This is a genomic window from Idiomarina sp. H2 (assembly GCF_004364275.1).
GTDB lineage: Bacteria > Pseudomonadota > Gammaproteobacteria > Enterobacterales > Alteromonadaceae > Idiomarina > Idiomarina loihiensis.
Genome location: NZ_SNZY01000002.1, coordinates 213,652 through 236,026 on the forward strand (window position 1 = coordinate 213,652; position 22,375 = coordinate 236,026).

Genomic DNA, 22,375 nt, shown 5'->3' on the forward strand with positions numbered 1-22,375 from the left:
GTCTTCCCCGTTCTGAAACCTCTGGCTTAACAAGCTCAGCGTTATATTTTCGAACAGGCAATAGTACTGACTTTAAATGACAGTTTGATTACGTCGTTAACCAGCTGTAATGGCGACTATCTCCTACATTTTTTTAATATCGGCGCCCTGCTTTTCAAGCTGCTCAAGCACGCCTTGCTGACCACCAAGGTGCCCCGCCCCAACGGCCACGAATACGGTATCAGACTCATTTACCTTAGCGAGTTTTGTTATCCATTCATTGTTACGTTTCGTGATCAGCTCGTCTAACGCCTTCGGAGGTAGGTTCTGGTTTAAGTAGTGGGTGAGTTTATCAAGATCACCCTCGAGCCAGGTCTTCTGGATATCGGCAAAAACCTCTTCAATTTTTTCCACTTCCGCAAGCGTCTGCTCCAGCAATTCCCCCTCACCAGATTCACTTTGAGCCGCGCGTAAAGCATCAATTTGCCGCTCGACGGTTTCTAGCCCTTTAACCGGTATGTCCGAGCTTTTTGCCAACTCAAACAGTTTTCCTTCAGAGCCACCTTCGGCGGTGTAACCGGATTGCGCAATGGCTTGCGAAACAATGACAATTTGTGCAAACCAGGCATTGAGCTGTTCTAACGCACTGGCGTTCATACCATACTTTTCTGCCAACGTAGTGAGCTGCTGCCAGGTTTCGCTATCAACCGAGTCAGATAACTTACCCTCGGAGCGCCGGGCATGCTGCATAAACAAAGGCTGAGCACTTCCCAGCTTTTCAGGATGTACCTCAAACCACACAGTTTCACTGTTTTTTAGTGCGTTTTTTGCCGTTTCAGACAGGATTATGGCGTCTTTTTTGGCGGCGTGCAGCGTTCCGTAAACCCAAATAGTCTGGTCTTCTTTTGTCACCTTGTAGAGGATTTCAGCCTGCGCGGAGGTACTCAATAAACACAATACAAAACTGATGAGTATCGTTTTCAACTTCAGCATGGTTATCTCCGGTCTATTTTTGTAGCAGTAGTCTCATATTTACCAGTATACGACAACTCTATAGCGCTCATCAGCCAGCTAACGAGTAAAGCCCACCGCTAGCCTGTGTTTTTACAAATCCTTAACTTAAAGTTGTGCGCTTTAACAGGTACTCTTAGCGGTCATGCTTTAAACGAACAGAATTTTTAGCGCCAGCTGGTACAGCTATCAGTAAAACAGATTAGGTACTGTCATGAATAAAAAAGGGATTTTGTTGCTTATTGGCGCGCTTTCAGCGAGCGCTATTACGCTGGGCTGCAACAGTAACGACAGTTATTCAGCAAGAGAGGTACTGAGTGTGGAGCAAAAAGAAGCGGCTTTGGCTGAGTTACAGCAAAAGAGAAAAGAGCGTAAGGAAAAAATCCAAACCATTGAAGATAAAGCTTTGTTTGAAGCTCTGGAAGGTGAAGAATTTATAGCCCACCGGAACATTTACAGAACGATAAAATTCGATGAAAAACCTGCGCAGTACTTTTATGTTGAGCCTTTCAAGGCTTCTTATATTGGCCCTTTAGGTCGCCCCTACACCGCCGACCGCTTTAAACGACTGAAAGACTACGAAAGTCCACAAAAGCTTCTGGATATTTACCGTAACAATTTTGTGGCTTCCACCGCTTCACGCGAGGGTCAGTGGTTTCAGGTCCGTGAACCTTTTGCTTTTCCCTTTAGAAGTCAGCTGCAGTTTACCCAGGTAGTTATGGATAACGGAGACGTTAAAGCCCTACCAGACCTATTAGACTGGGTTGCCCAAACCGATGAAATTCGTTACGACCCGGAACGCTTTTATTTCAAAGAACCACGTACCGAAGACGACCCACAACCCGTTAAACTGCTCGGCGACGTTGAAACTGAGTTACCAAAAGATGTGCTTCAGTTTGAGTTTAAAGCAAGCGATGTTGGCAAAACTCTAGAGCAGCGCGGATACTCTGTCACTCTGGTTAAGGCCGGTGATTTTAACTACGACATAAAAATTGAAGTACCGGATGACCAGGCAATGCCGCTGCGGGACGAAGACATTATCGGCGAAGCCCTCTCTCCGACAGAGCGCGAACTTCAACTACGAATGGATACGACACTGCGGTCTGATTATCACGAACGAATGGGTGAATGGCTTGACGAAATTATAGAACGGGCCATGCGGGGCGAAGTTGATGCAGAAACCGTACGCACCGAGGGCAATAACTTACATGACAAACTTTCAGTGGGCGAAGGCCGCGTTCTGCATAAAGCCTTTTCCTTCATGGGACCTGTGGCTACCGCACGAGTGACTTTGCTGCCTCGTAAGAAAACCACCAATAAAGTAACCCACAAAATTGAAATTCCAATTCATTTCCTTGGTCAGCAAGGAAACAGTGATGAAATTGATTTGAGCACTTTGCCTGATATCGACCTGGAAGGCCCGGTTTATGATGAAAGGCCAAAACGACGAGTCGATTTAACCGAAGAAGAAATGAAGCAGCTTATTGATATTCGCTATGAAAAAAGTCGTCACCTTCCGGAGTATCAACACACAGAACGAATCTATCTGAAATACCCGCCGGTACAAAGCCAGCTTTTTATCAGCAGTTCAGAGCGCTACCATTTCAACTTAGAGCCCAAATTTAAGCGAGTGATACTGACCGAAATGGTGAAGTTTTTCGATGACGCAGACGAAACCATTGAGCTAACACGCGACAAAGATGAGGTATTCAGTTTCACCACATATGGCTTTGCGTATACCCCTGAGTATATGCCGGAGTCGCCCGCCCGTATTGAAGCCCGCATTCCGCTATTAACAGCACCGGATATTGTCAAGAAAAGATACAGTGCCGACAATTTACCCGATGGTATGCGCTTAGACGACAACCGACTTGTCGTTGACTACAGCGTGTTTACTCCCGAAGAAACCCTGGACGGTACGTGGTTGAACACAAAACTTCGCAACCGAATTTTCGCGAAGAACGCAGAGCAAAAATACCTACAGCCCTTTGAAAACGTTATTCTACTTGAGCGCGAAGACGGCGAACCGGTGCATGTGTTCTATTATTACGGGCAGCCTGAAAGTATTGAGCTCTGGTATCGCGGCGAAACGAAAGTCGTCGACTTCAACCTGGATGTCGAGACACGGGAGCAGAAAGGTTAGTCAGGGCGGCATTCGTTTGATTCATTTTTTCGATGGTGGAGATAGATTATTTCTAATTATCTAAAGCTAGCGTACGAGCTAGTATAGGTGCCTCAAAATTGCTTTTACAGCACGCGAAGTAAATAACAGGAGTACTTAAGTTGTCCGCATTATTTCAACCGTTCGAGTTAAAAGACGCACGTTTGCGTAACCGCATTGCCGTTCCCCCAATGTGCCAATATATGGCTGAAGAAGGTGTCGTTAACGACTGGCACTTAAGCCATTACACCAGCCTGGCGCGTGGCGGTGCCGGCTTAGTCATTGTCGAAGCCACTGCGGTTTCTCCTGAAGGCCGCATTACTCCCAACTGCACCGGTCTCTGGAACGACGACCAGGCACAAGCTTTTGCACCTGTTGTCGAAAATATTAAAAAAGCAGGCGCCGTTGCCGGTATTCAAATTGGTCACGCCGGACGCAAAGCCAGCGCAAACCGCCCGTGGGACGGTGACGATCATATAGCTGAAAATGATGCTAAAGGCTGGCAACCAATATCACCTTCTCCTGTCGCTTTTGGCGCAAACTTGCCTCGCGAACCGAAAGAAATGTCGCTGGATGACATAAAACGCGTGCAAAATGACTTTGTTTCCGCTGCGGAACGAGCTCGTGACTTAGGGTTTGAATGGCTTGAACTGCACTTTGCTCATGGCTACTTAGGGCAGAGCTTCTTTTCTCCTCATGCTAACCAGCGTACTGACGAATACGGTGGCTCGTTTGAGAACCGTGCCCGGTTCCTGGTAGAGACAGTTCGTGCGGTAAAACAAGTATGGCCAGATAACTTCCCGCTAACCGCGCGCTTCGGCGTGATTGAATTTGATGGCAATGACGAACAGCAAATGCAGGAATCCGTCAAGCTGACTCAGTTGCTAAAAGCTGAGGGACTGGACTTTTTAAATGTCAGTATCAGTTTCTCAACGCCAAACGCCAACATACCCTGGGGCCCAGGCTTTATGGCACCTATCGCGGAGCGCATTCGTAAAGAAGCGGATATTCCAGTGGCTTCCGCCTGGGGCATTGATTTACCTCAGTTGGCAGAACACACTGTTGCACAAGGGCAACTGGATTTGGTCATGGTTGGCCGTGCTCATTTATCGAATCCTCACTGGCCTTACGACGCCGCCAAAGCAATGCGTGTCGAGAAGCCTTCTTGGGTATTACCTGCACCTTATGCACACTGGCTTGAACGCTACTAGGCAATAAGTTGCTCGCAGCTCAAGCAAAGGCGGTCACCCTATACGGTGGCTGCCTTTGCTTATTAAGCGCCGAGATCCATTAAGTCGGTTTACGCGTATAAAGGGGTGATGAACAAATAACAGGAGGAATAATGAATACAAGTGATAAAACAGCTGAATTCACCGCCCCTGGGATTAAAGACAAGTCTGCCCAAGACGCTATAGCACTGCTCGACGACCGCCTGGTCGCACTGCTTGACCTTCAACTGACGCTTAAACATGTTCACTGGAACGTGGTTGGTCCAAACTTTATTGGCGTACATGAAATGCTGGACCCGCAGGTTGATAGCATTCGTGAAATGACCGACACCATCGCAGAGCGAATCGCCACTATGGGCGGCGTGCCCGCCGGTACCCCTCAGTCAATTGTGGATCGCCGTTCATGGAAAGACTATTCGATAGGCAGAGGTCTGGTCACTGAGCATCTGGTTGCACTTGATAAAGTGTACAACGGTGTAAATAAAGACCACAGAGACGCACTCAATAAGCTCGCTGAACTGGACCCGGTTTCGGAAGACATGCTCACCGGCCAACTTGCCGAGCTTGAGCAATTCCAGTGGTTTGTCCGCGCTCATATCGAGTCGGCGTCGGGTGAACTCAAAAGCTAATTAATTTTTACAATTAGCAAACCACTCTGGAAGCCCGGCAACGATGTTGCTGGGCTTTTTTGCTTTTAAGGCCGGGCTACTGCAGTTAAGAACTGCCTATCAATGCGGGGGGCCCCGATATAGCTAACAAATTATAACTTTGTTAATATCATTTGAATTAAAAATAATAATCATAACGAGATCCCCACATGCAAAAGCTTCGCCCACTGTATATTGCTTTATTAAGTGCTGCATTATTGCAGGCCTGCTCTCCCGCGAATCAAAACACCGATACCAGCTCATCGACCTCTAAACAAGGCGTTGAAGCTCCGGTAGCAGAAAAAGTCCCTCATGAAATGACCATTCATGGTGATACCCGCATCGATAATTATTACTGGATGCGGGACGATGAACGTAAAGACCCTAAAGTACTGGCTTATCTTGAGGCAGAGAACGCTTATACGGATGAGATGCTGGCTCACACGGAAGATTTGCAGCAAAAGCTGTTTGAAGAAATGAAAAGCCGCATAGCCAAAGATGATAACTCCGTACCAGTACGTGACGGCGACTACTATTACTCAACAGAAATGCGCGGCGATAACGAATACCCGATTTACGTTCGCAGTACAGATTTTTCCGGTACCAACAAGCAAATTTTGTTAAATGTTAATGAGCTTGCTGAAGGTAAAGATTATTACTCCGTAGGCAGCCTTGAAGTTAGCCCGGACGATGCGATTCTTGCCTATAGTGAAGATACCGTTAGCCGCCGTATGTATGAAATTAAACTTAAGGATATGAAGACCGGTGAATTACTACCGGATGAAATCAAAAATACGTCGGGGAGTATAGTCTGGGGCAACAACGGACAGCATTTTTACTACATAAAGAAAAACCCAGAAACCCTGCTCGGCTATCAAGTCTATCGTCATACCTTGGGTACCGAACAGCAACAAGATGAACTGGTCTACGAAGAAGAAGACACAACCTTTTACACCGGCATCAGCAAGAGTAAAGATGACTCTCAAATTTATATTGTCCATGATGCGACAGAGTCAAAAGCCGTATCACTAATTGATGCCAATGATCCCAACGCCAAACCTGTTCCCTTTGTGCCACGGGAAGACGGCCTGGAATACAGCATCGCCAAACACGGCGATGCTTATTATGTATTAACCAATCTGGACGCTGTGAATTTCCGTCTGATGCGGGTAAGTGCTGATGAGCTCGGCGATAAGCAGCAATGGCAGGAAGTCATTCCACATAAAGAAGATACACGACTGGAAGACATTGAGATTTTTGAACAGCATTTGGTCTATAAACAGCGCCAGCGTGGCCAGACACAGGTGTTTGTACGTAATTTAAACATCGGTGATGAGCAAGAGATTTCCTTCCGGGATAAAGCTTACACGCTGTATTTTTATGGCAACAAAGAAGCCGATAACCCTGAGCTGCGCCTTTACTACACCAGTATGACCACTCCGGGTAGCCACTATAATGTGGACCTGAACAGCCTGGATAAAGCCCTGTTAAAGCAACAGCCAGTAGTGGGCGATTTTAAGCCTGAAAACTATGCTTCCGAACGGTTGTTTGTCACCGCCCGGGACGGTGCTGAGGTACCGGTAACACTGGTTTACCGTAAGGATAAATTCAAAAAAGACGGCACCAACCCACTATATCAATATGGCTACGGTTCTTACGGTTCAACTTCAGAACCCAGCTTTAGCAGCAACCGTCTAAGCCTACTGGATCGCGGGTTTGTCTTTGCTATAGCCCATATTCGCGGCTCGCAAATGCTGGGGCGCCCTTGGTACGAAGACGGCAAAAAACTGACAAAACAAAACACCTTTAATGATTTTGTCGATGTCACTAAGGCATTGGTTGAGCAAGGCTATGGCGCCAAGGATAAAGTCTTCGCCATGGGTGGTAGTGCTGGTGGTCTGTTAATGGGCGCAGTGATCAATCAGGCGCCGGAACTATACCTTGGTGTAGCGGCACATGTACCTTTTGTCGATGTTGTAACAACCATGCTGGATGAAAGTATTCCTCTCACTACCAACGAGTTTGACGAGTGGGGTAACCCGAAAGAGAAAGTTTATTACGACTATATGCTGTCGTATTCACCTTATGATCAAATCAGCGCACAGGACTACCCTAACCTGCTGGTAACCACCGGCCTATTTGACTCACAAGTGCAGTATTTCGAACCAGCCAAGTGGGTTGCCAAACTCAGAGATTATAAAACCGATGATAATCTGCTGTTATTTAAAACCGAAATGGAAGCGGGCCACGGCGGTGTTTCCGGGCGCTTTAAGCGCTTGCAAAACACAGCGCTGGAATATGCTTTCTTTCTCGATTTACTGAAAAGCAAATGAGCCAGTTCACACAGTCTCGAACCTATAAGGCAACATTATGAATATTCGCGGCATTATAAGCAGTGCCCTACTTATGTCGGTTAGTCTGTTCACTCAGGCTGCCGACACCGGGCACACATCTTCGCACAGCCTAACCTTGTCCGAGGCGAATAAGCTGGTGGAGCTACCACTGCATTGTGTCGAGACACCTTATCCATACAAAACGGGAGTAATACTGGGAAGTGCCGATGATTTAAAGGAACCTTCGGTTATACACCCGATTTTTTATGGCTGCTTTGACTGGCATAGCGCTGCTCATGGTTATTGGTCAATGGTGACTTTATTACGTCAGTTTCCAAACTTAGAACAGGCCGACGAAGTCAAAGCCATACTTAAAGGTAATTTAACCGCTGAAAAAGTGGCGCGCGAAGTCGACTTTTTCAGTAAAGATATTAATGACTCCTTTGAGCGCACTTACGGCTGGGCCTGGCTGTTAAAGCTGTCTGACGAGCTCCATTCATGGGAAGACCCTATGGCCAAAGAACTGGCCGCTAACTTACAACCATTAACCGATTTAATCGTTGAGCGCTATATCAACTTTTTACCCCGGCTGGTCTATCCGGTGCGTGTGGGCGAGCATACCAACACAGCCTTTGGCTTAAGTTTCGCCTACGACTATGCCGTTAACCAGCAGCACACCGGACTACAGCAGTTAATTGCCAAACGCGCGAAAGACTATTTTCTGGAAGATAAAAACTGCCCCATAGGCTGGGAGCCCAGCGGCTACGACTTTCTTTCGCCCTGCCTGGAAGAAATTGGCTTAATGCAGCGCGTTCTACCGAAGCAGCAGTTTTTAACCTGGCTGGATGATTTTATGCCACAACTCGCTGACCCAGAATTCAGTCTGGCGGTAGGTGAAGTTGGCGACAGAACCGATGGCAAACTGGTTCATCTGGACGGTTTAAATTTCAGCCGCGCCTGGAACCTCTATGCGCTGGCTAACCAATACCCGCAGTACAGGCATTTACGCAAAATAGCCGATAAGCATATGGCGCACTCATACCCTAATCTAATCGGCGATAGCTACGAAGGTGGTCACTGGCTTGGCAGCTTTGCTATTCAGGCGTTAAATCAAGCCCAGCAGTAATTGCTGGGTTTGCTAAAGAGCAAGCTTCGGGTCGGCATCAGCTAAAAAGCCTTCTATGATTAATAGCTCAGCCAGCATTACTCCTAGCGTCTGATGCTTTAGGTTTTACCACTTCTGGATAGTGGTGTATCAATTAATCGTATCTAAAGGTGATGGTTATGTCTGATTATATCCGTATTGAAAAAGCCATGGCCTATATGTCAGAGCATGTATCGAGCCAGCCGACCCTGGAAGACGTTGCTGCTCATGTTCATCTCAGTCCGTTCCACTTCCATCGGGTGTTTTGTAAATGGGCAGGCACCACACCGAAACGCTTCCTGCAGGCCCTCACGCTGGAGCGAAGCAAACGAATGCTGAAGGGAGAAAGCTCTCTTATGGATGTTTCCCTCAGCATGGGTTTAAGCGGAGGCTCCCGACTGTATGACCACTTTGTAAAGCTAGAAGCCGTAACGCCAGGTGAATACAAGAACGAAGGCCAGGGAGTTACTATCCAATACGGCGTAAATGAAACGCCTTTTGGTAAGATATTTGTCGCAATTACTCCACGGGGCGTATGCCGCATTGAGTTTTTGGGCTCCAGAGCTGTTGACGAGATACTTACTGATTTATGCAAAGACTGGCCCAAAGCCTCGCTCGTAAGAAACGACAACGCGATCAACTATGTGGCTAACGTACTGTTTAGTCGATTAAAAGACGGGCAGTCTAACCCCTTGTCATTGCACGTAATGGGTACAAATTTTCAAGTAGCCGTGTGGCGAGCTTTATTGAGGATACCACCGGGAAAGCTGGCGAGTTACTCACAAATTGCCAATGCATTAGGTTACCCTAAAGCGTCTCGGGCGGTTGGTAATGCTGTTGGTTCGAACCCTGTTGCCATGCTAATTCCGTGTCACCGTGTTATTCAGAAAAGCGGTGCTTTGGGCGGGTATCGCTGGGGTTCAACGAAGAAAGAAATGCTTCAGGCATGGGAGTCCCTGCACGAAGAGCCCGTAGAGCAGTAGCATCGTTCGGTAACCGCGTTATTGCCCTTATTTAAGAAGAGTGCGAACGCCAGATTCGAAAGCGCGTCACTATGTACCAGATAAGACCGCCGATAAACATAACCAGAGGTATCACATTAATTTCGTTACTTTGTTGAGATTCTTCTGAGGTTAAAAAGAACCAAAGCACACCCACGATAAGAATAACGAGCGATAACACACCTTGTATCTGCAAACTTTTCGATGTGTTCTCAGACGTAATCGCGCTGTTTTCGCCCGGTTGGTTCTCTTGCTCCGATTTTTCACTCTTCACAAAACCACAGGCAGGACAGCTATAGTTATTATCCAGTACCTGATCTTCACATTTTGGACATTTTTCAAATGCCATTGAGGTACCTCTCTGCTTTATTGATGAGTGTTCATTGTTGAGTGTAGTCAAAAACTTTTGTGTTTGTCATTTCCATTACGCTGATGACATCCGTTATAAGCTGTGCCACGTAATAGGATTTTATGTATTTAAGTATATTTCTGACAGCCTTTCTGGCCGCCACAATACTGCCTGCTCAGTCTGAGTTTGTGGTCGTGGCAGCCCAGCGCATGGATTACGATGTCTGGATAATCTGGTGGCTGGCCTCAATCGGTAATACGCTGGGGTCAGTGGTCAACTATGTTCTGGGTCGTTTTTTGGTACGGTATCAGGATCGCCGCTGGTTCCCGTTCAAACCAAAATCTCTTGCCCGTGGTCATCGCTGGTTTGAACGCTTTGGTAAGTGGTCGCTGCTGATGGCCTGGGCTCCCTTCATTGGCGACCCTCTTACGTTTATAGCCGGTATGCTGCGATTAACCTTCTGGCAATTTTTAATTCTGGTTTTCATTAGTAAAGCTGGCCGCTACGCTATTTTGCTGGGTATTACGCAGTTGTTTTAATAACTCTCATCGCACCATTACACCTACCGGATTCACTCTAAAACGGTGACCTGTTTTTTTTAATCTGTGAACACAGACGAAATTTTTCTTTAAAGCTATACTCAGGTTCGATAATACGAACATAAGGCTTTGCAATGGAGTTTATTGATTATTACGAAGTACTGGGTGTAGAGCCGACCGCCGATAGTAAAGCAATTAAAACCGCGTACCGCAAACTCGGCCGAAAGTATCATCCCGATGTAAGCAAGTTACCAGATGCAGCCGAGAATTTTAAGCGCGTAGCCCAAGCCTATGAAGTATTACATAGTGCTGAAAAGCGTGCTGAATATGATGCTTTGTGCGAGGCTCGCAAACGCGGTTATAACAATCAAAATAGGAAATCGAGCGCCAACTATCACACTAATAATAGTACGATGGGTAATCAGGACTTTACTGACTTCTTTAACTCAGTGTTTGGAGCAGCAGGTTCCCGCAGTCGCCAACAACATCGTCAGCAACCTTGGTATGAGGACGCCAACCAAGCCAAAGGAGCTGATGTTGAATTCGACTGGCCGGTTATGCTCGAAGACACCTTGGCCGACACGACCAAACAAATTGAGTTCGTTATTCCGGTTTATGACCAACAAGGTTACCAGCAGCAGGTACAAAAATCGCTCAAAGTAAAAATTCCTGCTGGCGCACGAGATGGCGAACGTATTCGACTAAAAGGACAAGGTGCCCCCGCTTACGGTAACGCCCCAAGCGGCGATGCTTACTTAACCATCAAATTACTTCCGCATCCATTATTTGATGTGGAAGCCAATAATCTTTTGCTCACCTTACCGCTCGCGCCATGGGAAGCGGCATTGGGAACTAAAGTAGAGGTGCCGACGCTCTCTGGCAAAGTTCAACTAACCATTCCAGCTAACAGCCAGGCAGGTCAGCGCTTACGTGTAAAAGGCAAAGGCTTGGTCGGGAAGCTCTCAAATGGCGATTTGATTGCCACAATAAAGATTGTGATGCCATCCTCACTAAATGAAAACAGTAAGACCCTTTGGGCTCAGCTCGCGGACAGCGAAACCTTTGACCCTCGTCGCGAATGGAGCGATAGATAATGACAACCTTACAACAAGTGTACTCACCCAATTTTCACCTGAGTTTCGAAGAGCTCTGTCTGTCTGCAAATCTCAGCGCCGAAACCATGCTTGAGCTGATTGAGCATGAGATTGCGGTACCAGTCACCGGAGAACACCCACGTCAGTGGATGTTTCATGTTACCTCTGTGATGACAGTAAAAAAGGCGGCGCGTCTCAACCGGGATCTAAATATAGACTGGGCCGATCTCTATTTAGTGCTAAACCTGCTTGATGAAATTGAGCAGATAAAAGCTGAGAACCACAGGTTGAAGCAACGGCTCAATAGAAAAATTTAGAAGAGCCGCCGGTAAATCAAACGTCTGGTCGGAGTCGATTACAGCACGTTAAAGCTTATCGAACTCGGATACTCAGAGTTGTGATAAATTTTATGAGTTGCCTTTGTAAAGTCGCTCTCTTTTGCATTAAAAATGTTTTCAACGTAATTCTGGGGGTTAATATCCAGAAACGGAAACATGCTGCTTTGTATTTGAATCTGCAGCTTATGCCCGCGTTTGAACGTATGTAAAACATCGTACAACTCAAACCCAATTTCAGTTGGTTGATTTGAGACAAATGCTTTAGCCTCACTCATACTGTCACGAAAACGCCCGCGTAACACTCCCCAACGCACAAGCTCATGGCGGTTCCCGCGCTCCATGTCAGCCTTATTGGTATTCTCATCAATGGAAGGAAAGACATCGACAAGCTTCACCACAATATCCGCCGCTGATTTATTGGTAGCGAACCATAGGTTAAGGTCGATGGCCCCGGCAATTGTTAAGTCCGATTCCAGCGTATCGGTCTCAAATACCAGAACGTCAGGTCTTCTCGCTGTAAAACGCTGATCTTCTACCATGTATGGTCTATCCCAGCCGCGACTGATTTCGGCAGAATGAGGAACCGGCTTGTTAGGGTCACTTAGGTACTCGCTGCTACCCGTATTGTTTTCCTGCTCAACGATTTTTTCGTCATCCGCTAAATACAGGGTTTCTCTAGATGTATCCTTAGGCGGCCAAGCTTCAAAATGACGCCAGCGATTACTGCCGGTTTCGAACATGGTTGCCCTAGTCAGATTGGCTTCATCAGCACCTTTTAGGTGCTCTTTAAAAAATGGCAGCAACACATCTCTTTGAAACCAAGCACTGGTATCAAAACCAAAATGAGCCTCTCCAAGTTCAGTACCGCCCTGCTCGCTTTGCCATTGACCGTGATACCAGGGCCCCATGACCAGTTGAACATGATCCTTCTTATTGTTGTCTGACATGGTTTGATAGGTATAAAGCGGTCCGTAAAGGTCTTCTGTATCATACCAACCGCCAACAACTAGCGTGGCAGGCTTAGTGTTTGATAAGTGCTGTAAAACATTTCGCGACTTCCAATAATCGTCGTAATTGGGGTGCTGAATAATCTCATTCCAAAATGGGCGTTCGCCGTTAAAGTACTTATCGTTTACATTGGAAAGTGGCCCAAGATTTTTGAAAAACTGATAGCCGTCTGGCGTTTCAGTTTTCATACCTTCAGGCCAGTAAGCGAAGGTGCCATCGCGCTGCTTATCGAAGGTATCAAAAAATATGAAAGCCATGGGCGTGACGAAAGCACCATTTCTATGAAAGTCATCAAAGAACCAATCAGCAATGGGAGCCTGAGGTGAAATAGCCTTAAGCGCAGGGTGACTGTTAATTGATGCCACCGACGTGTAGTAACCGGGGTAAGAGGTTCCCCACATACCGACTTTCCCGTTGTTACCTTCGATATTGCTTACGAGCCAATCAATCGTGTCGTACGTATCTGTGGCATCATCCGTTGCGTTCTTTCCGCGAGTGTAGGCATCCTGCGGGCGCATGTTGACGAAATCCCCCTCCGACATGAACTTGCCGCGCACGTCCTGGAAGACAAAAATAAAACCGTCTTTTTCAAATGCTTCGCTCGGCCCCAAACGTTTTTTATACTCGTCTACCCCGTACGGTGCAACGCGATAAGGCGTTCGCTGCATCATAATAGGGTAAGATTTGCTGGTATCATTGGGTACGTAAACCGACGTGAATAACTTTACGCCATCGCGCATCGGGATTTGATATTCATATTTGGTGTAGTTAGCCCGGATATAGGCTTCCCTTTCATCCGCTACACTTTGTTTACTGAATGCGGAGTTCACCGTCAGCAAACATATAGCCAGCAAAAAGCTGCGTATAACAACCTTCATGTTCTGTCCCTTTTATTATTGAACTAACTCGTTTACCACCTCGAATGGATGCCGCGGATAGCCGTTTTCGACCTTTCTTTGTTATAAATCCAAAACCACTCAGTAGCAAGTTTTGTGTTTGTTCAAAGTTTTAGTTGTGGGAAGGCCGCCGAAGTCCCAAAAATTCTCTGTCTTCGCGTTAATATCGACTGCTACAGCCATCTTGTATTGGGGAGCCAGCTTTGAGCGCCACGGGACACGCCACCATGATTGGCAAGTATCCTTCTGGGTTAATGAAGGAACACTTCCAAATAACTTTTTAGATCGTTCATATCAGCAGTTTTTTCCTTGCTAGATCCAGAACGCCTTTGGTTATTTGTTCACCTGTTTCCCGATGAAAGTGGTCGGGAGCATCAGCCCAGGTTTTATCAAGAGCACCCTGCAACTCCTCATTTATCGCACCAATTAATTCTTGAGCAATATCGGGGGAAAGGCCAGAAAATTTGGCATGATTAGGCCAATGCCGAGGTAATATTTTATGCCAATGATAATGGGAGTTTTTACTTTTTACCCTCATTGCCATTTTAGCTTTTTTCGGCTGTATTTTACCCAGGGTTGGATACGCTGAAAGGACATCATAGATTGGCGTTAACCAATAACCCGAAGCGTCCAAATAAACACTGAAATTCTTTGCATGACCATCAATAGCACACAGTAACCAGAATACGTATTGACTCAAAAAAAACACTTGCTGATCTTTTAAACCTTGCTGACTTGTTGCGAGCAGATCCGATATTTCAAAAGCGCCCGGGCCTCCTTTATCTTCATACTTCGATTGCCCGGCTCTGCCCAGAGCCTGGCACATATCTTCCTGGCTTATCCTTAAAATTTGACCATCTTCATCCGTATGTCTATCAAAACGTTCGACAACAAGTACCTTTTGCTCACCAAAAACTTCTATCTCAGCGTGCGCTACATCAAACCCTAAATGATGCATAAAGCGTAAACAAAACCATTCATTGTCGACACTTTGCTCCATATTTATGCCACTAGGTAACTCTCCCATAGCCATTTTAAAAATATGGGTTGTAGGAGTGTTACCTATCGGTTGATGCCACTGACCACGGTGATAGGTTAATGCTGTTTTTTCCTGAGCTCCTGCAATAGAAATACGAAAAGTATCGTCATCCCCCATTCCGAGGGTATGCCCGGTAACCGCATGATTTAAAATCTCATTGATTTCATTCTCATCGACCGGGTTCATCTGCATAGATGGTTCTGGAGGTATTTCCGTTAAGGAAAGAGATAACGCTCCCACACAGTCACGCCCGATAGCTGATAGCAAATCCATAGTGTCTGTTGAGTAAGCGCCGATTCTATCAACAATTTGCTGACGAACTTCTTCATTATCTGGCAACAAATTATCAAAAAAATAACGAACGCGCTCGCCTGTATGTCGTTTAGATGTCATTGGCAGTGACAAGCTTATCGAATGCGCATATTCTGCTCCCAACCATTCATCATCATAAATAAACTCGAAGGTGCCACTTTTCCGCCTTACGGTTCCTACTTTTATTCCATTAATCCCGCAATGTAATTCTCGTGTAGCCTTGCGCCTTGGCATGACGAATCTTCCTTTTACTTTTTAGGTGGTGATTTTCGAATCACAATAGGCCTACGATTGCTCTTAAGCGCATCAAGAGGCCGATGCTTGGTTTGCGGGAGATTTTCATCCACAGACGCTTTCCTGACCCTATTTAAGACTTCATAACCGTCATCTGCGGAATTAGAAATATCGAACCGAATGTTCAAAGCAGCCATTACTTTCATTAAGTTAGCGAAAGTAATGGATGATGTTTTGGTCTCAACACGGGATATAAAACGCTGATCTTTACCAATCCGTTTGCCTAATTCCATTTGGCTATAACCAGCTTCCTGTCGCCGTTGTGCTATATATTTACCCAAGGAACCGGGAGTGGTGATTCGCATTTTAATTCCTTATATAGAATATAGGCATTTATACTAAATAGAGAATATAAAAATTTAGTTTATATATGGAATATAGTCAAATAATGCATATATGGATTATCTCGTAACTAAACCCACTGAATTGAGTGCATCCACAAGTCTGTTATAAGCTCTCCGATGTCTTTCCTCACTCATTTCTCCAAGATTTTTCAGCTTCCACCTAACCGCCGGTAGCCGATCAACACCATCAAGTCCGAGTAATGACCAATCCGGTTTGCGTGATTTAAACGTCAAAAGAAACGACCTCTCCTCGTCAGTAAATGCCGCATGCATGAGTTTTACAATTTTCCCACGCGCAGCCACAAGCTCCGCGAATGGGACATCGATGTCCGCCATCGATTTAAACTCCCCCTCATAAAGTTCGGAAATATCTTTGAAATGAGGTCGTAATAACTCCGAAATAGGACGGGGGTGGCTGACAATATAAACAAGTAACGCTTTACGAATATCATCAGTGAAGCCTTCGTTATCCAGAAGTAGTTTTACGTCAAACAAATCTCTGGGGTGCTGCCGGTCGAGCGCGGCGCAAATCTTACCAGCATAGAGATCGGCGAAATTAACCACGGAAATTTCTGCGAAGCCAAATTCATTTTCCACCGCTTCAGTAACACTCAAGGTTGTCGGTTTGTAGACAGTTCCTCGAAGTACGGGTGACAGTTCTATCTTTATCTGAACCTTTGTACCGCGAACCTCACGCTCCACCAATAAACGGAGCGCGTCTTTTTTGACTTCAAATGGGCGTATGACAGTCACATTCTGAATTTCGGCTGTGAGCTTTTTACCTATTTTCTCCAGGTGACTAGTGATCGTATTAAGTGCTTCATCTCGATCCATCATAGGTAGAAAAACGAGATCAATATCAACCGACAGTCGCGGAAAGTCTCTGACAAATAGGTTAATCGCTGTGCCGCCTTTGAGCGCAAAGCAGTCATGAGCCGCAACAAATGGTAACACCTGCATAAGCAACTGAACCTGCCGATAATAAATGCTATTTCTATCCATGATAATTTACATCTCCTTGGGTACCGTGATCTGCCATTTGCTTTCCAGGCGACCATTTACCGCGATAGCTCTTTTACCTGAGCCTAGATCGTAGTCTGTTGACACTAAACGTTTAAACCAGGGCTGTTGATTGCGCTCCGCTAGCCAAAAGAATAGCCGTTTTACTTTGACATTAAGGCAGTTTTTTAGCAGCGTATCTAACTTCCGGGGTGATAAGTTATGCAACCCCTGAAGCAGCGCATCAGCATGCTCAAAACTGATATGTTTAGGTACCTCGTTGAGCACTTCCAGATAAGCTTTTTCAACACAAGAATACGTTATTTCCGGCAAACCTTTTGACCATTCATAAGGACGGAGAACGCGCTGGTCGCGCATGAGTGATTCTGGCCACAATCGCTTCGTTCCATGCCATTCGAAAGTAGCTTCCACACCAATTTTATCAACCCATACAGGCAGCTTCTCAGGACAATATAGACCAATCGTAGGTTTTCCACTTTGATTTACGTAATGGCTTACACCATTTAACTCTAGAGCTGTCAGGCCCCCCACATTGACTGCGAACGTAGCTATTCGCTGCAATGAAGCCACAACACCTTGCCAGGTTGGGTAAGCTTCTTCGCGATAATAGACCCCGGGCGTAGCAACGATTAAAGCTCCTCGTCGGACGGAGTTGTCGATATAGTGCAAACTCAAGCCCTGCTCTTGTAGCCAACGCTTTGTTGCTATCATACCGAGAGGAAGTTTTTGCTTTAGCGTTTTGCCCGCTTCATGATTTAACATGTGATGCTCTTTTGGTTTGCAATATACTTTATACACGTTAATTATTGACGTGTATAATGAATTAGTCAAACTGAAGGCACAGGAAAATCGTAAACCTGTGGTTAGCTTCTCTTGACCACTACAGTTAGTGTCGCCCGTCTGTCGTGTATATTTCGTGACCGACACCGACGTTGTTGCTTCATCATTGAGCCTGAATACAGATACCAGGAGAATTTGAATGATTAAAAAATTGAGAGAACGTAAAAATTGGTCTCAAGAACAATTAGCGATAATGTCAGGCTTGAGTGTAAGAACAATTCAACGTATAGAAAGCGGCAATAAAGCAAGTATGGAATCTCTTAAATCACTGGCCTCTGTATTCGAAGTTGATGTGTCGAAGCTAACGGAGGAAATTACTGTGATTGATAAAGAATCTAAATACTGGAAGCAACAACCGGTCTGGTTCAAATTAAGTTTGTTTGGCGTCAATAGAAGAAATAAACTCGTTTGGGTCGAGTACTTAAGCGTGTTACTGGGACTGGCAACCTGGATTATGCATCCAGACATTTTTGCGACGCCTGCTTTTTTCTTAGCTGCTTACTTAATAAGTAAATTGGTAAACAGAGCAGATAGCCGGAAAGTTTGGTAAAGAATAATAGGCAAAGACCTGTTGAAAAAGAACCGTTATACGTAAAGGGAGTTAAACATGTTCTGGCAAGTATCCTTCTGGATTTTAGTTGGGATACTCGTTCTGCCGTTGCCGACTCGGGCATTACTGATGGTTTATAACCCCGTAGCGCCACGGCCGATTCGCAAGTGCCCGAGCTCGGCAACAGCCTGGCTTACTCCGAATCCGCTCCCATAATTTCATAGCCAGATGGCGCTAAGTCGAACATTTCAGGGTCTATCGCTTCATTAAATGCCACATCTGCCTCAAAAACAAAATACGGTCCATCCATTGTCTCTACTCTTATACGAATAGGTAATTCAGTCTTAGGATCGACCCATAAAGTCAATCTCATGTTTTCAGGCTCCACTGTAAAGACAGTCGTTTCTATTCCATCGATAACTACACCTGGTTCACTCTTCACTTCACCGTCGTAATTTAAAATTTTCGTGTGCCAATCAAGTAACTCATTTTCCAGCGCCTCTTTCGCGTTTTGACCAGGCGTAAAATTAATAGGCATGGCAACTTTGCGTTCAGGGAAGAGTATTAACCCCTTACCAAGTTTAGTATCCATCACGTTCACTACTGAAGGTGCACCTTCAATGTCTGGAAGCGGTGTGTTGACCACCCTAATTTTACTGGGCGATTGGTAAAAAACCTCTACTGTCATAATAACTTGGTCATCCGACTGCATTTGTCCTGTGTACACCATACTGGTGATTTCGCTTAACTTCTTGACCACCGATGCAAATGCAGGTTTGCTCACCGACGTGGTGATAATCAACACAGCGGTTAGCACCAAAGCGGCAGCCGTTCCAGCAAAGCCAAATCGCTTTGGTTGTGAGGCGGTTTTTAACCAACTCCAAAGACGAATCATACCGTTGCCGGGTTCTTCTTCATCTACAGGGTTGTCTTGTGCATCAATGGCAGCGTGAAGTCGGGACTGCATTGCTATATCGTCATGTTCCGAAGGCTTTTGTCCCTTAACTTTATTAAGCATAGTCTGAATAGAATCGTGATTAGTGTTCATGACGAGCTCCTAAATATTCTGATTTACCTACGATACTGGAGAGTTTTAGCTGTGAGCGATGCAGGGATACGCCGACTGAATTGCTAGAGACATGCATTAATTCGGCGATTTCTTGGTAAGAGTATCCTTCGACATGACGCAGGCAATATATGTGAGCGTCTTGCTCTGTCAATTGCAAAAGGGCTTGTTTGAACAGTATCAAATCACGGTCTCGTAAAACTTGGTTCAAAGGGTGCCTTGATGTATCACTTTCATTTTCAGGCACGCTTTCCAAGTCGTCTTCCGCTAATCTTTTATTACGACGTAGATAATCAATCGCTGTGGTAACTGCCATAGACTTTAAATAAGCAGGCCAGTTTTTCACCTCGTTCATGCTTTTAAGAGATTTTTTAAACAGTTTAATAAATACGTCTTGAGTCACATCCTCTGCAAGGTGTGTATCGCTTAACAGTCGATATGCGCAGTGAAAGACTAGCCTCCCGTGTTGCAGTGCCAAGTCAGATATTTTCGCTTTGTGTTGCTGCAATGTCATTCTCCAAAAACACATCTCGACTTAAAGACGATCCAGTTGTCGAAAATATTACCGTTTTTTTAATTCTTTCAGAGCAGCATATGTTAATTGTGCTTTGTTGACAGTTAGGAAAGCAATGAAGGGTAAAACGCCCTACTAAAATAACAAAGTTATCGTAAGCGTGTAGTCGGAGATAATTTGGGACACAGAATGGACACAAGAGAAATTGAGTTAATAGTTACTATCAATGCGAGAACTTCAAAAGATGGCGCGCCCGACAGGAGTCGAACCTGTGACCTCCGCCTCCGGAGTAAATAGCGACTGGCTGACGTTAAATGGTGAGAGAAGTTACTAACCGTGCAGGCCACGTTCTATAGGGATCTCAGGAATATTTTAACGAGGCCATTTAGCCAGATGTTTTAGCGTTTTATCTCCAACCCCTGCAAAACTTGCCACAAAAGGGTATGGAAAAAAGGATAGTTAGCCAGATAACCACTACCCTAAATTATGCGTCGATTAGCAATCACCGTGGTTTAAATATTAACTAAAACGCCTATAATTTGGTAGGAGCAAGTGCTCTTGAAAGGGAGCTAAACCTCCCTATGCAGTTTCTGCCTCTGTGTATTATCTTCATTGGACTCTCGGTACTGATGTTAACTTATGCTGTAACTTTGGGAATTTAAATCTACCGGGCGCTTCTTAGCAGCGCCTGGATTCTACCCACTCAGTTTTTACAAGATAAATTCTGGGTTCCTCATTGCCATTAGGCTCGAGACACATCGCTACATGGAGAGAACTCGAGGCCAGTATTGCTAAGGCTGACAAGTTAAGTATCAAGACTAATGCCGTGTACGGCATAAAGCGACCAACCAATCGCCCAGGGACTCAAGCCCGGGACTTTTAGCGGTACTGGAAGGGTAAACAAAATAGAAACTGTCATCGGTTTGAATACTGTGAAACGGCAATTCAAACAAACTTTCTTCACGCTCTTGCTCGGTTGTCATAAACTCATTTAACAGCGCAATTCCCTGTCCGTATTTAGCCGCCTCGGCAGCAAGTAATAAATGACTAAAGTGGTGAACCCTAGCGCTCACAGGTAACCGAAGGTTGGCTTTTTTAAACCAACGCTGCCAGTCGGTTCCCGGTTCGCCGCTGGCAAATGCGCTTATCGCTGACAGTAATGGATATTGAATGAGGTCACCCGCACTTTCGAGCCGATGAGCCTCAGCCCATAATGCTTTTGAACAATAGGGCTTTAACGTTTCATCATACAAATGGTAGCGCTGATAACCCATGCCTGGCGGCTGTGTTGTAATAAAGCAGTCAGCCCACTGGGTATCAAAATTACCATCCTGAGTCAGCATTTGCAGCGTCAATTCCACATTAGGATAGCGTTGTCGGAACTCATCGAGGGCCGGTATCAGCCACTTTACCGCTAACGAACCATGCACCGCCAGCTTTACCTGCCGGGTATCATATTGCCTGACGTTTGCAGTCGCCCCTTCAATCGCGTTAATTGCTCCAGCAACTTCATTAAAATAGTTCTCGCCGACTGCTGTTAACAAAATTTTGCGGCCCCGCCGAACAAAGAGATCATCACCCAAATATCCTTCAAGTAGTGCCACCTGATGACTCACGGCACTTTGTGACACATGTAAGCGCTCTGCTGCCAGGGAAAAGCTCTCGCAACGCGCAACTTCAACAAAATAATGGATGGAGCGAAGCGGAAGGCTCATTATCTAAAAACCTCATGTGAAAATTAGTTAATATCATTATATTTAATAAAAAGAGCCACGTAAAATGCCCTCATCGCTAACAGTTTAAAGAGGAGAACAAAGGTGGATCGCTCATTGCTCATGGCTATTATTATGTTGGTCTTAGGAAATAACATCGTTATTCTCTCAGATTCTTTGATTAAGCTACTGGATGGTTTTGAGGCACCTTTTCAATTTGTTTTATACCGTCAAATAAGTGCCACGCTGATGCTTTTACCGTTTATGTTGCTTTTTAAGCGCCCATTATTGCCTAAGAATATACGTTGGCATGCCACTCGCGCTCATATTTTTTTACTCGGTACGGTGTTTATGGTGATATCATTAACCACTTTACCGCTAGCGACTGCGAATGCCATATTTTATGCGGCGCCTATTATCACGGTTGTATTAGCCCGCATGTTTTTTAAAGAGCGTGTCACACGCTTATCTTTGATTACTGCAGTCTTAGGCATGGTTGGCGTATTGGTAATTGTGAACCCCTCCTCTACAAACATTTTTGCGTTGGCGGCCCTGGTGGTTGCTACAACCCTGGCGCTCAATAATCTGCTAGTAAAAAAGCTTCCGGCTGAACACAGTATTCTGGACACGCTTTACTTAACTAACCTATTGGGTATTCCTTTAGCTTCTGCAATGGCATGGTTTGAAGGTGCCAGTTTTGATGTCAGTACTTTTTTAATTTCAGTGGGCTCCAGTTTGTTTGCGATGATTTATGCCGGTACCTGCGTTTTTGCTTATCGAGCCGCAGAAAGCAACAAAGTCACCAGCGCCGAGTATACAGGCCTTATTGGGGCGGTAATACTGGGGATTGTGTTTTTTACCGAAACCCCTGACGCAAGGTTTTATATAGGTTCAGTCCTTATCATTGCACCACTCACCGTTTTAACTCTGCGGAACTCTAATAGATCGGCTTAAA

General features: G+C 45.5%; 21 protein-coding genes. 11 read left to right on the forward strand and 10 right to left on the reverse strand.

Annotation, left to right across the window (positions count from 1 at the left end; all coding sequences use genetic code 11):
* Window positions 1–123 precede the first annotated feature (123 nt).
* Window positions 124–972 carry a TraB/GumN family protein gene (locus DET62_RS03225; RefSeq protein ID WP_110012927.1) on the reverse strand — a complete coding sequence of 283 codons (849 nt, stop codon included), beginning with the start codon at window positions 970–972 and terminating at the stop codon, window positions 124–126.
* 232 nt (window positions 973–1,204) lie between these two features.
* Between DET62_RS03225 and DET62_RS03230 the strand changes: the two genes are divergently transcribed.
* The 6 genes from DET62_RS03230 to DET62_RS03255 all read left to right on the forward strand — a co-directional run bounded on the left by DET62_RS03230 (window position 1,205) and on the right by DET62_RS03255 (window position 9,487).
* Window positions 1,205–3,133, forward strand: coding sequence for a hypothetical protein (locus DET62_RS03230; RefSeq protein WP_110012926.1), 1,929 nt, complete (start codon window positions 1,205–1,207; stop codon window positions 3,131–3,133).
* 140 nt (window positions 3,134–3,273) lie between these two features.
* Window positions 3,274–4,362: an NADH:flavin oxidoreductase/NADH oxidase gene (locus tag DET62_RS03235; RefSeq protein ID WP_110012925.1), complete on the forward strand. Its 1,089-nt coding sequence runs from the start codon at window positions 3,274–3,276 to the stop codon at window positions 4,360–4,362.
* Between the two features lie 131 nt (window positions 4,363–4,493).
* Window positions 4,494–5,009 (forward strand): DNA starvation/stationary phase protection protein Dps, encoded by a 516-nt coding sequence (gene dps, locus DET62_RS03240; RefSeq protein ID WP_034819182.1) that lies wholly within the window; start codon window positions 4,494–4,496, stop codon window positions 5,007–5,009.
* A gap of 188 nt (window positions 5,010–5,197) precedes the next feature.
* Window positions 5,198–7,360: a S9 family peptidase gene (locus tag DET62_RS03245; protein WP_110012924.1), complete on the forward strand. Its 2,163-nt coding sequence runs from the start codon at window positions 5,198–5,200 to the stop codon at window positions 7,358–7,360.
* A 37-nt stretch (window positions 7,361–7,397) separates the two neighbouring features.
* Window positions 7,398–8,486, forward strand: coding sequence for a DUF2891 domain-containing protein (locus DET62_RS03250; protein WP_110012923.1), 1,089 nt, complete (start codon window positions 7,398–7,400; stop codon window positions 8,484–8,486).
* Window positions 8,487–8,644: 158 nt separating this feature from the next.
* Window positions 8,645–9,487 (forward strand): methylated-DNA--[protein]-cysteine S-methyltransferase, encoded by an 843-nt coding sequence (locus DET62_RS03255; RefSeq protein WP_110012922.1) that lies wholly within the window; start codon window positions 8,645–8,647, stop codon window positions 9,485–9,487.
* Window positions 9,488–9,518: 31 nt separating this feature from the next.
* Here the strand turns inward: DET62_RS03255 and DET62_RS03260 are convergent, their stop codons facing one another.
* Window positions 9,519–9,854 carry a zinc ribbon domain-containing protein gene (locus tag DET62_RS03260; RefSeq protein ID WP_011233331.1) on the reverse strand — a complete coding sequence of 112 codons (336 nt, stop codon included), beginning with the start codon at window positions 9,852–9,854 and terminating at the stop codon, window positions 9,519–9,521.
* 122 nt (window positions 9,855–9,976) lie between these two features.
* Between DET62_RS03260 and DET62_RS03265 the strand changes: the two genes are divergently transcribed.
* The 3 genes from DET62_RS03265 (at window position 9,977) to DET62_RS03275 (ending at window position 11,804) form a co-directional block, all read left to right on the forward strand.
* Window positions 9,977–10,393: a YqaA family protein gene (locus DET62_RS03265; RefSeq protein WP_011233330.1), complete on the forward strand. Its 417-nt coding sequence runs from the start codon at window positions 9,977–9,979 to the stop codon at window positions 10,391–10,393.
* A gap of 134 nt (window positions 10,394–10,527) precedes the next feature.
* A complete protein-coding gene (locus tag DET62_RS03270) occupies window positions 10,528–11,487 on the forward strand; it encodes a DnaJ C-terminal domain-containing protein (RefSeq protein ID WP_110012921.1) in 960 nt (319 codons plus the stop codon).
* Window positions 11,487–11,804, forward strand: coding sequence for a chaperone modulator CbpM (locus DET62_RS03275; RefSeq protein WP_110012920.1), 318 nt, complete (start codon window positions 11,487–11,489; stop codon window positions 11,802–11,804). Before DET62_RS03270 ends, DET62_RS03275 begins: the two co-directional genes overlap by 1 nt.
* Before the next feature lie 38 nt (window positions 11,805–11,842).
* Here DET62_RS03275 and DET62_RS03280 read toward each other — a convergent pair whose 3' ends face one another.
* The 5 genes from DET62_RS03280 to DET62_RS03300 form a co-directional block, all read right to left on the reverse strand.
* Window positions 11,843–13,711, reverse strand: a complete 1,869-nt coding sequence (locus tag DET62_RS03280) for a CocE/NonD family hydrolase (protein WP_110012919.1) — start codon at window positions 13,709–13,711, stop codon at window positions 11,843–11,845.
* A 307-nt stretch (window positions 13,712–14,018) separates the two neighbouring features.
* Window positions 14,019–15,314 (reverse strand): type II toxin-antitoxin system HipA family toxin, encoded by a 1,296-nt coding sequence (locus DET62_RS03285; protein ID WP_110012918.1) that lies wholly within the window; start codon window positions 15,312–15,314, stop codon window positions 14,019–14,021.
* 14 nt (window positions 15,315–15,328) lie between these two features.
* Window positions 15,329–15,679 carry a helix-turn-helix transcriptional regulator gene (locus DET62_RS03290; RefSeq protein ID WP_034819205.1) on the reverse strand — a complete coding sequence of 117 codons (351 nt, stop codon included), beginning with the start codon at window positions 15,677–15,679 and terminating at the stop codon, window positions 15,329–15,331.
* A gap of 96 nt (window positions 15,680–15,775) precedes the next feature.
* Window positions 15,776–16,720 carry a nucleotidyl transferase AbiEii/AbiGii toxin family protein gene (locus DET62_RS03295; protein ID WP_034819207.1) on the reverse strand — a complete coding sequence of 315 codons (945 nt, stop codon included), beginning with the start codon at window positions 16,718–16,720 and terminating at the stop codon, window positions 15,776–15,778.
* Between the two features lie 6 nt (window positions 16,721–16,726).
* Window positions 16,727–17,500 carry a type IV toxin-antitoxin system AbiEi family antitoxin domain-containing protein gene (locus DET62_RS03300; protein WP_034819209.1) on the reverse strand — a complete coding sequence of 258 codons (774 nt, stop codon included), beginning with the start codon at window positions 17,498–17,500 and terminating at the stop codon, window positions 16,727–16,729.
* A 217-nt stretch (window positions 17,501–17,717) separates the two neighbouring features.
* Between DET62_RS03300 and DET62_RS03305 the strand changes: the two genes are divergently transcribed.
* The gene (locus DET62_RS03305) at window positions 17,718–18,128 is read left to right on the forward strand and encodes a helix-turn-helix transcriptional regulator (protein WP_034819211.1); all 411 of its coding nucleotides are present in this window, start codon (window positions 17,718–17,720) and stop codon (window positions 18,126–18,128) included.
* A 193-nt stretch (window positions 18,129–18,321) separates the two neighbouring features.
* Here DET62_RS03305 and DET62_RS03310 read toward each other — a convergent pair whose 3' ends face one another.
* The 3 genes from DET62_RS03310 to DET62_RS03320 form a co-directional block, all read right to left on the reverse strand.
* Complete coding sequence (locus DET62_RS03310) at window positions 18,322–19,176, reverse strand: hypothetical protein (protein WP_011233319.1); 855 nt, start codon at window positions 19,174–19,176, stop codon at window positions 18,322–18,324.
* Complete coding sequence (locus DET62_RS03315; RefSeq protein ID WP_016341244.1) at window positions 19,166–19,702, reverse strand: sigma-70 family RNA polymerase sigma factor; 537 nt, start codon at window positions 19,700–19,702, stop codon at window positions 19,166–19,168. The genes DET62_RS03310 and DET62_RS03315 overlap by 11 nt, the downstream gene beginning before the upstream one ends.
* Before the next feature lie 824 nt (window positions 19,703–20,526).
* Entirely contained in the window at window positions 20,527–21,423 is an 897-nt protein-coding gene (locus tag DET62_RS03320) for a LysR substrate-binding domain-containing protein (protein ID WP_011233317.1), read from the reverse strand.
* 102 nt (window positions 21,424–21,525) lie between these two features.
* Between DET62_RS03320 and DET62_RS03325 the strand changes: the two genes are divergently transcribed.
* Window positions 21,526–22,374, forward strand: coding sequence for a DMT family transporter (locus DET62_RS03325; RefSeq protein ID WP_011233316.1), 849 nt, complete (start codon window positions 21,526–21,528; stop codon window positions 22,372–22,374).
* The last annotated feature ends 1 nt before the right edge of the window (window position 22,375 follow it).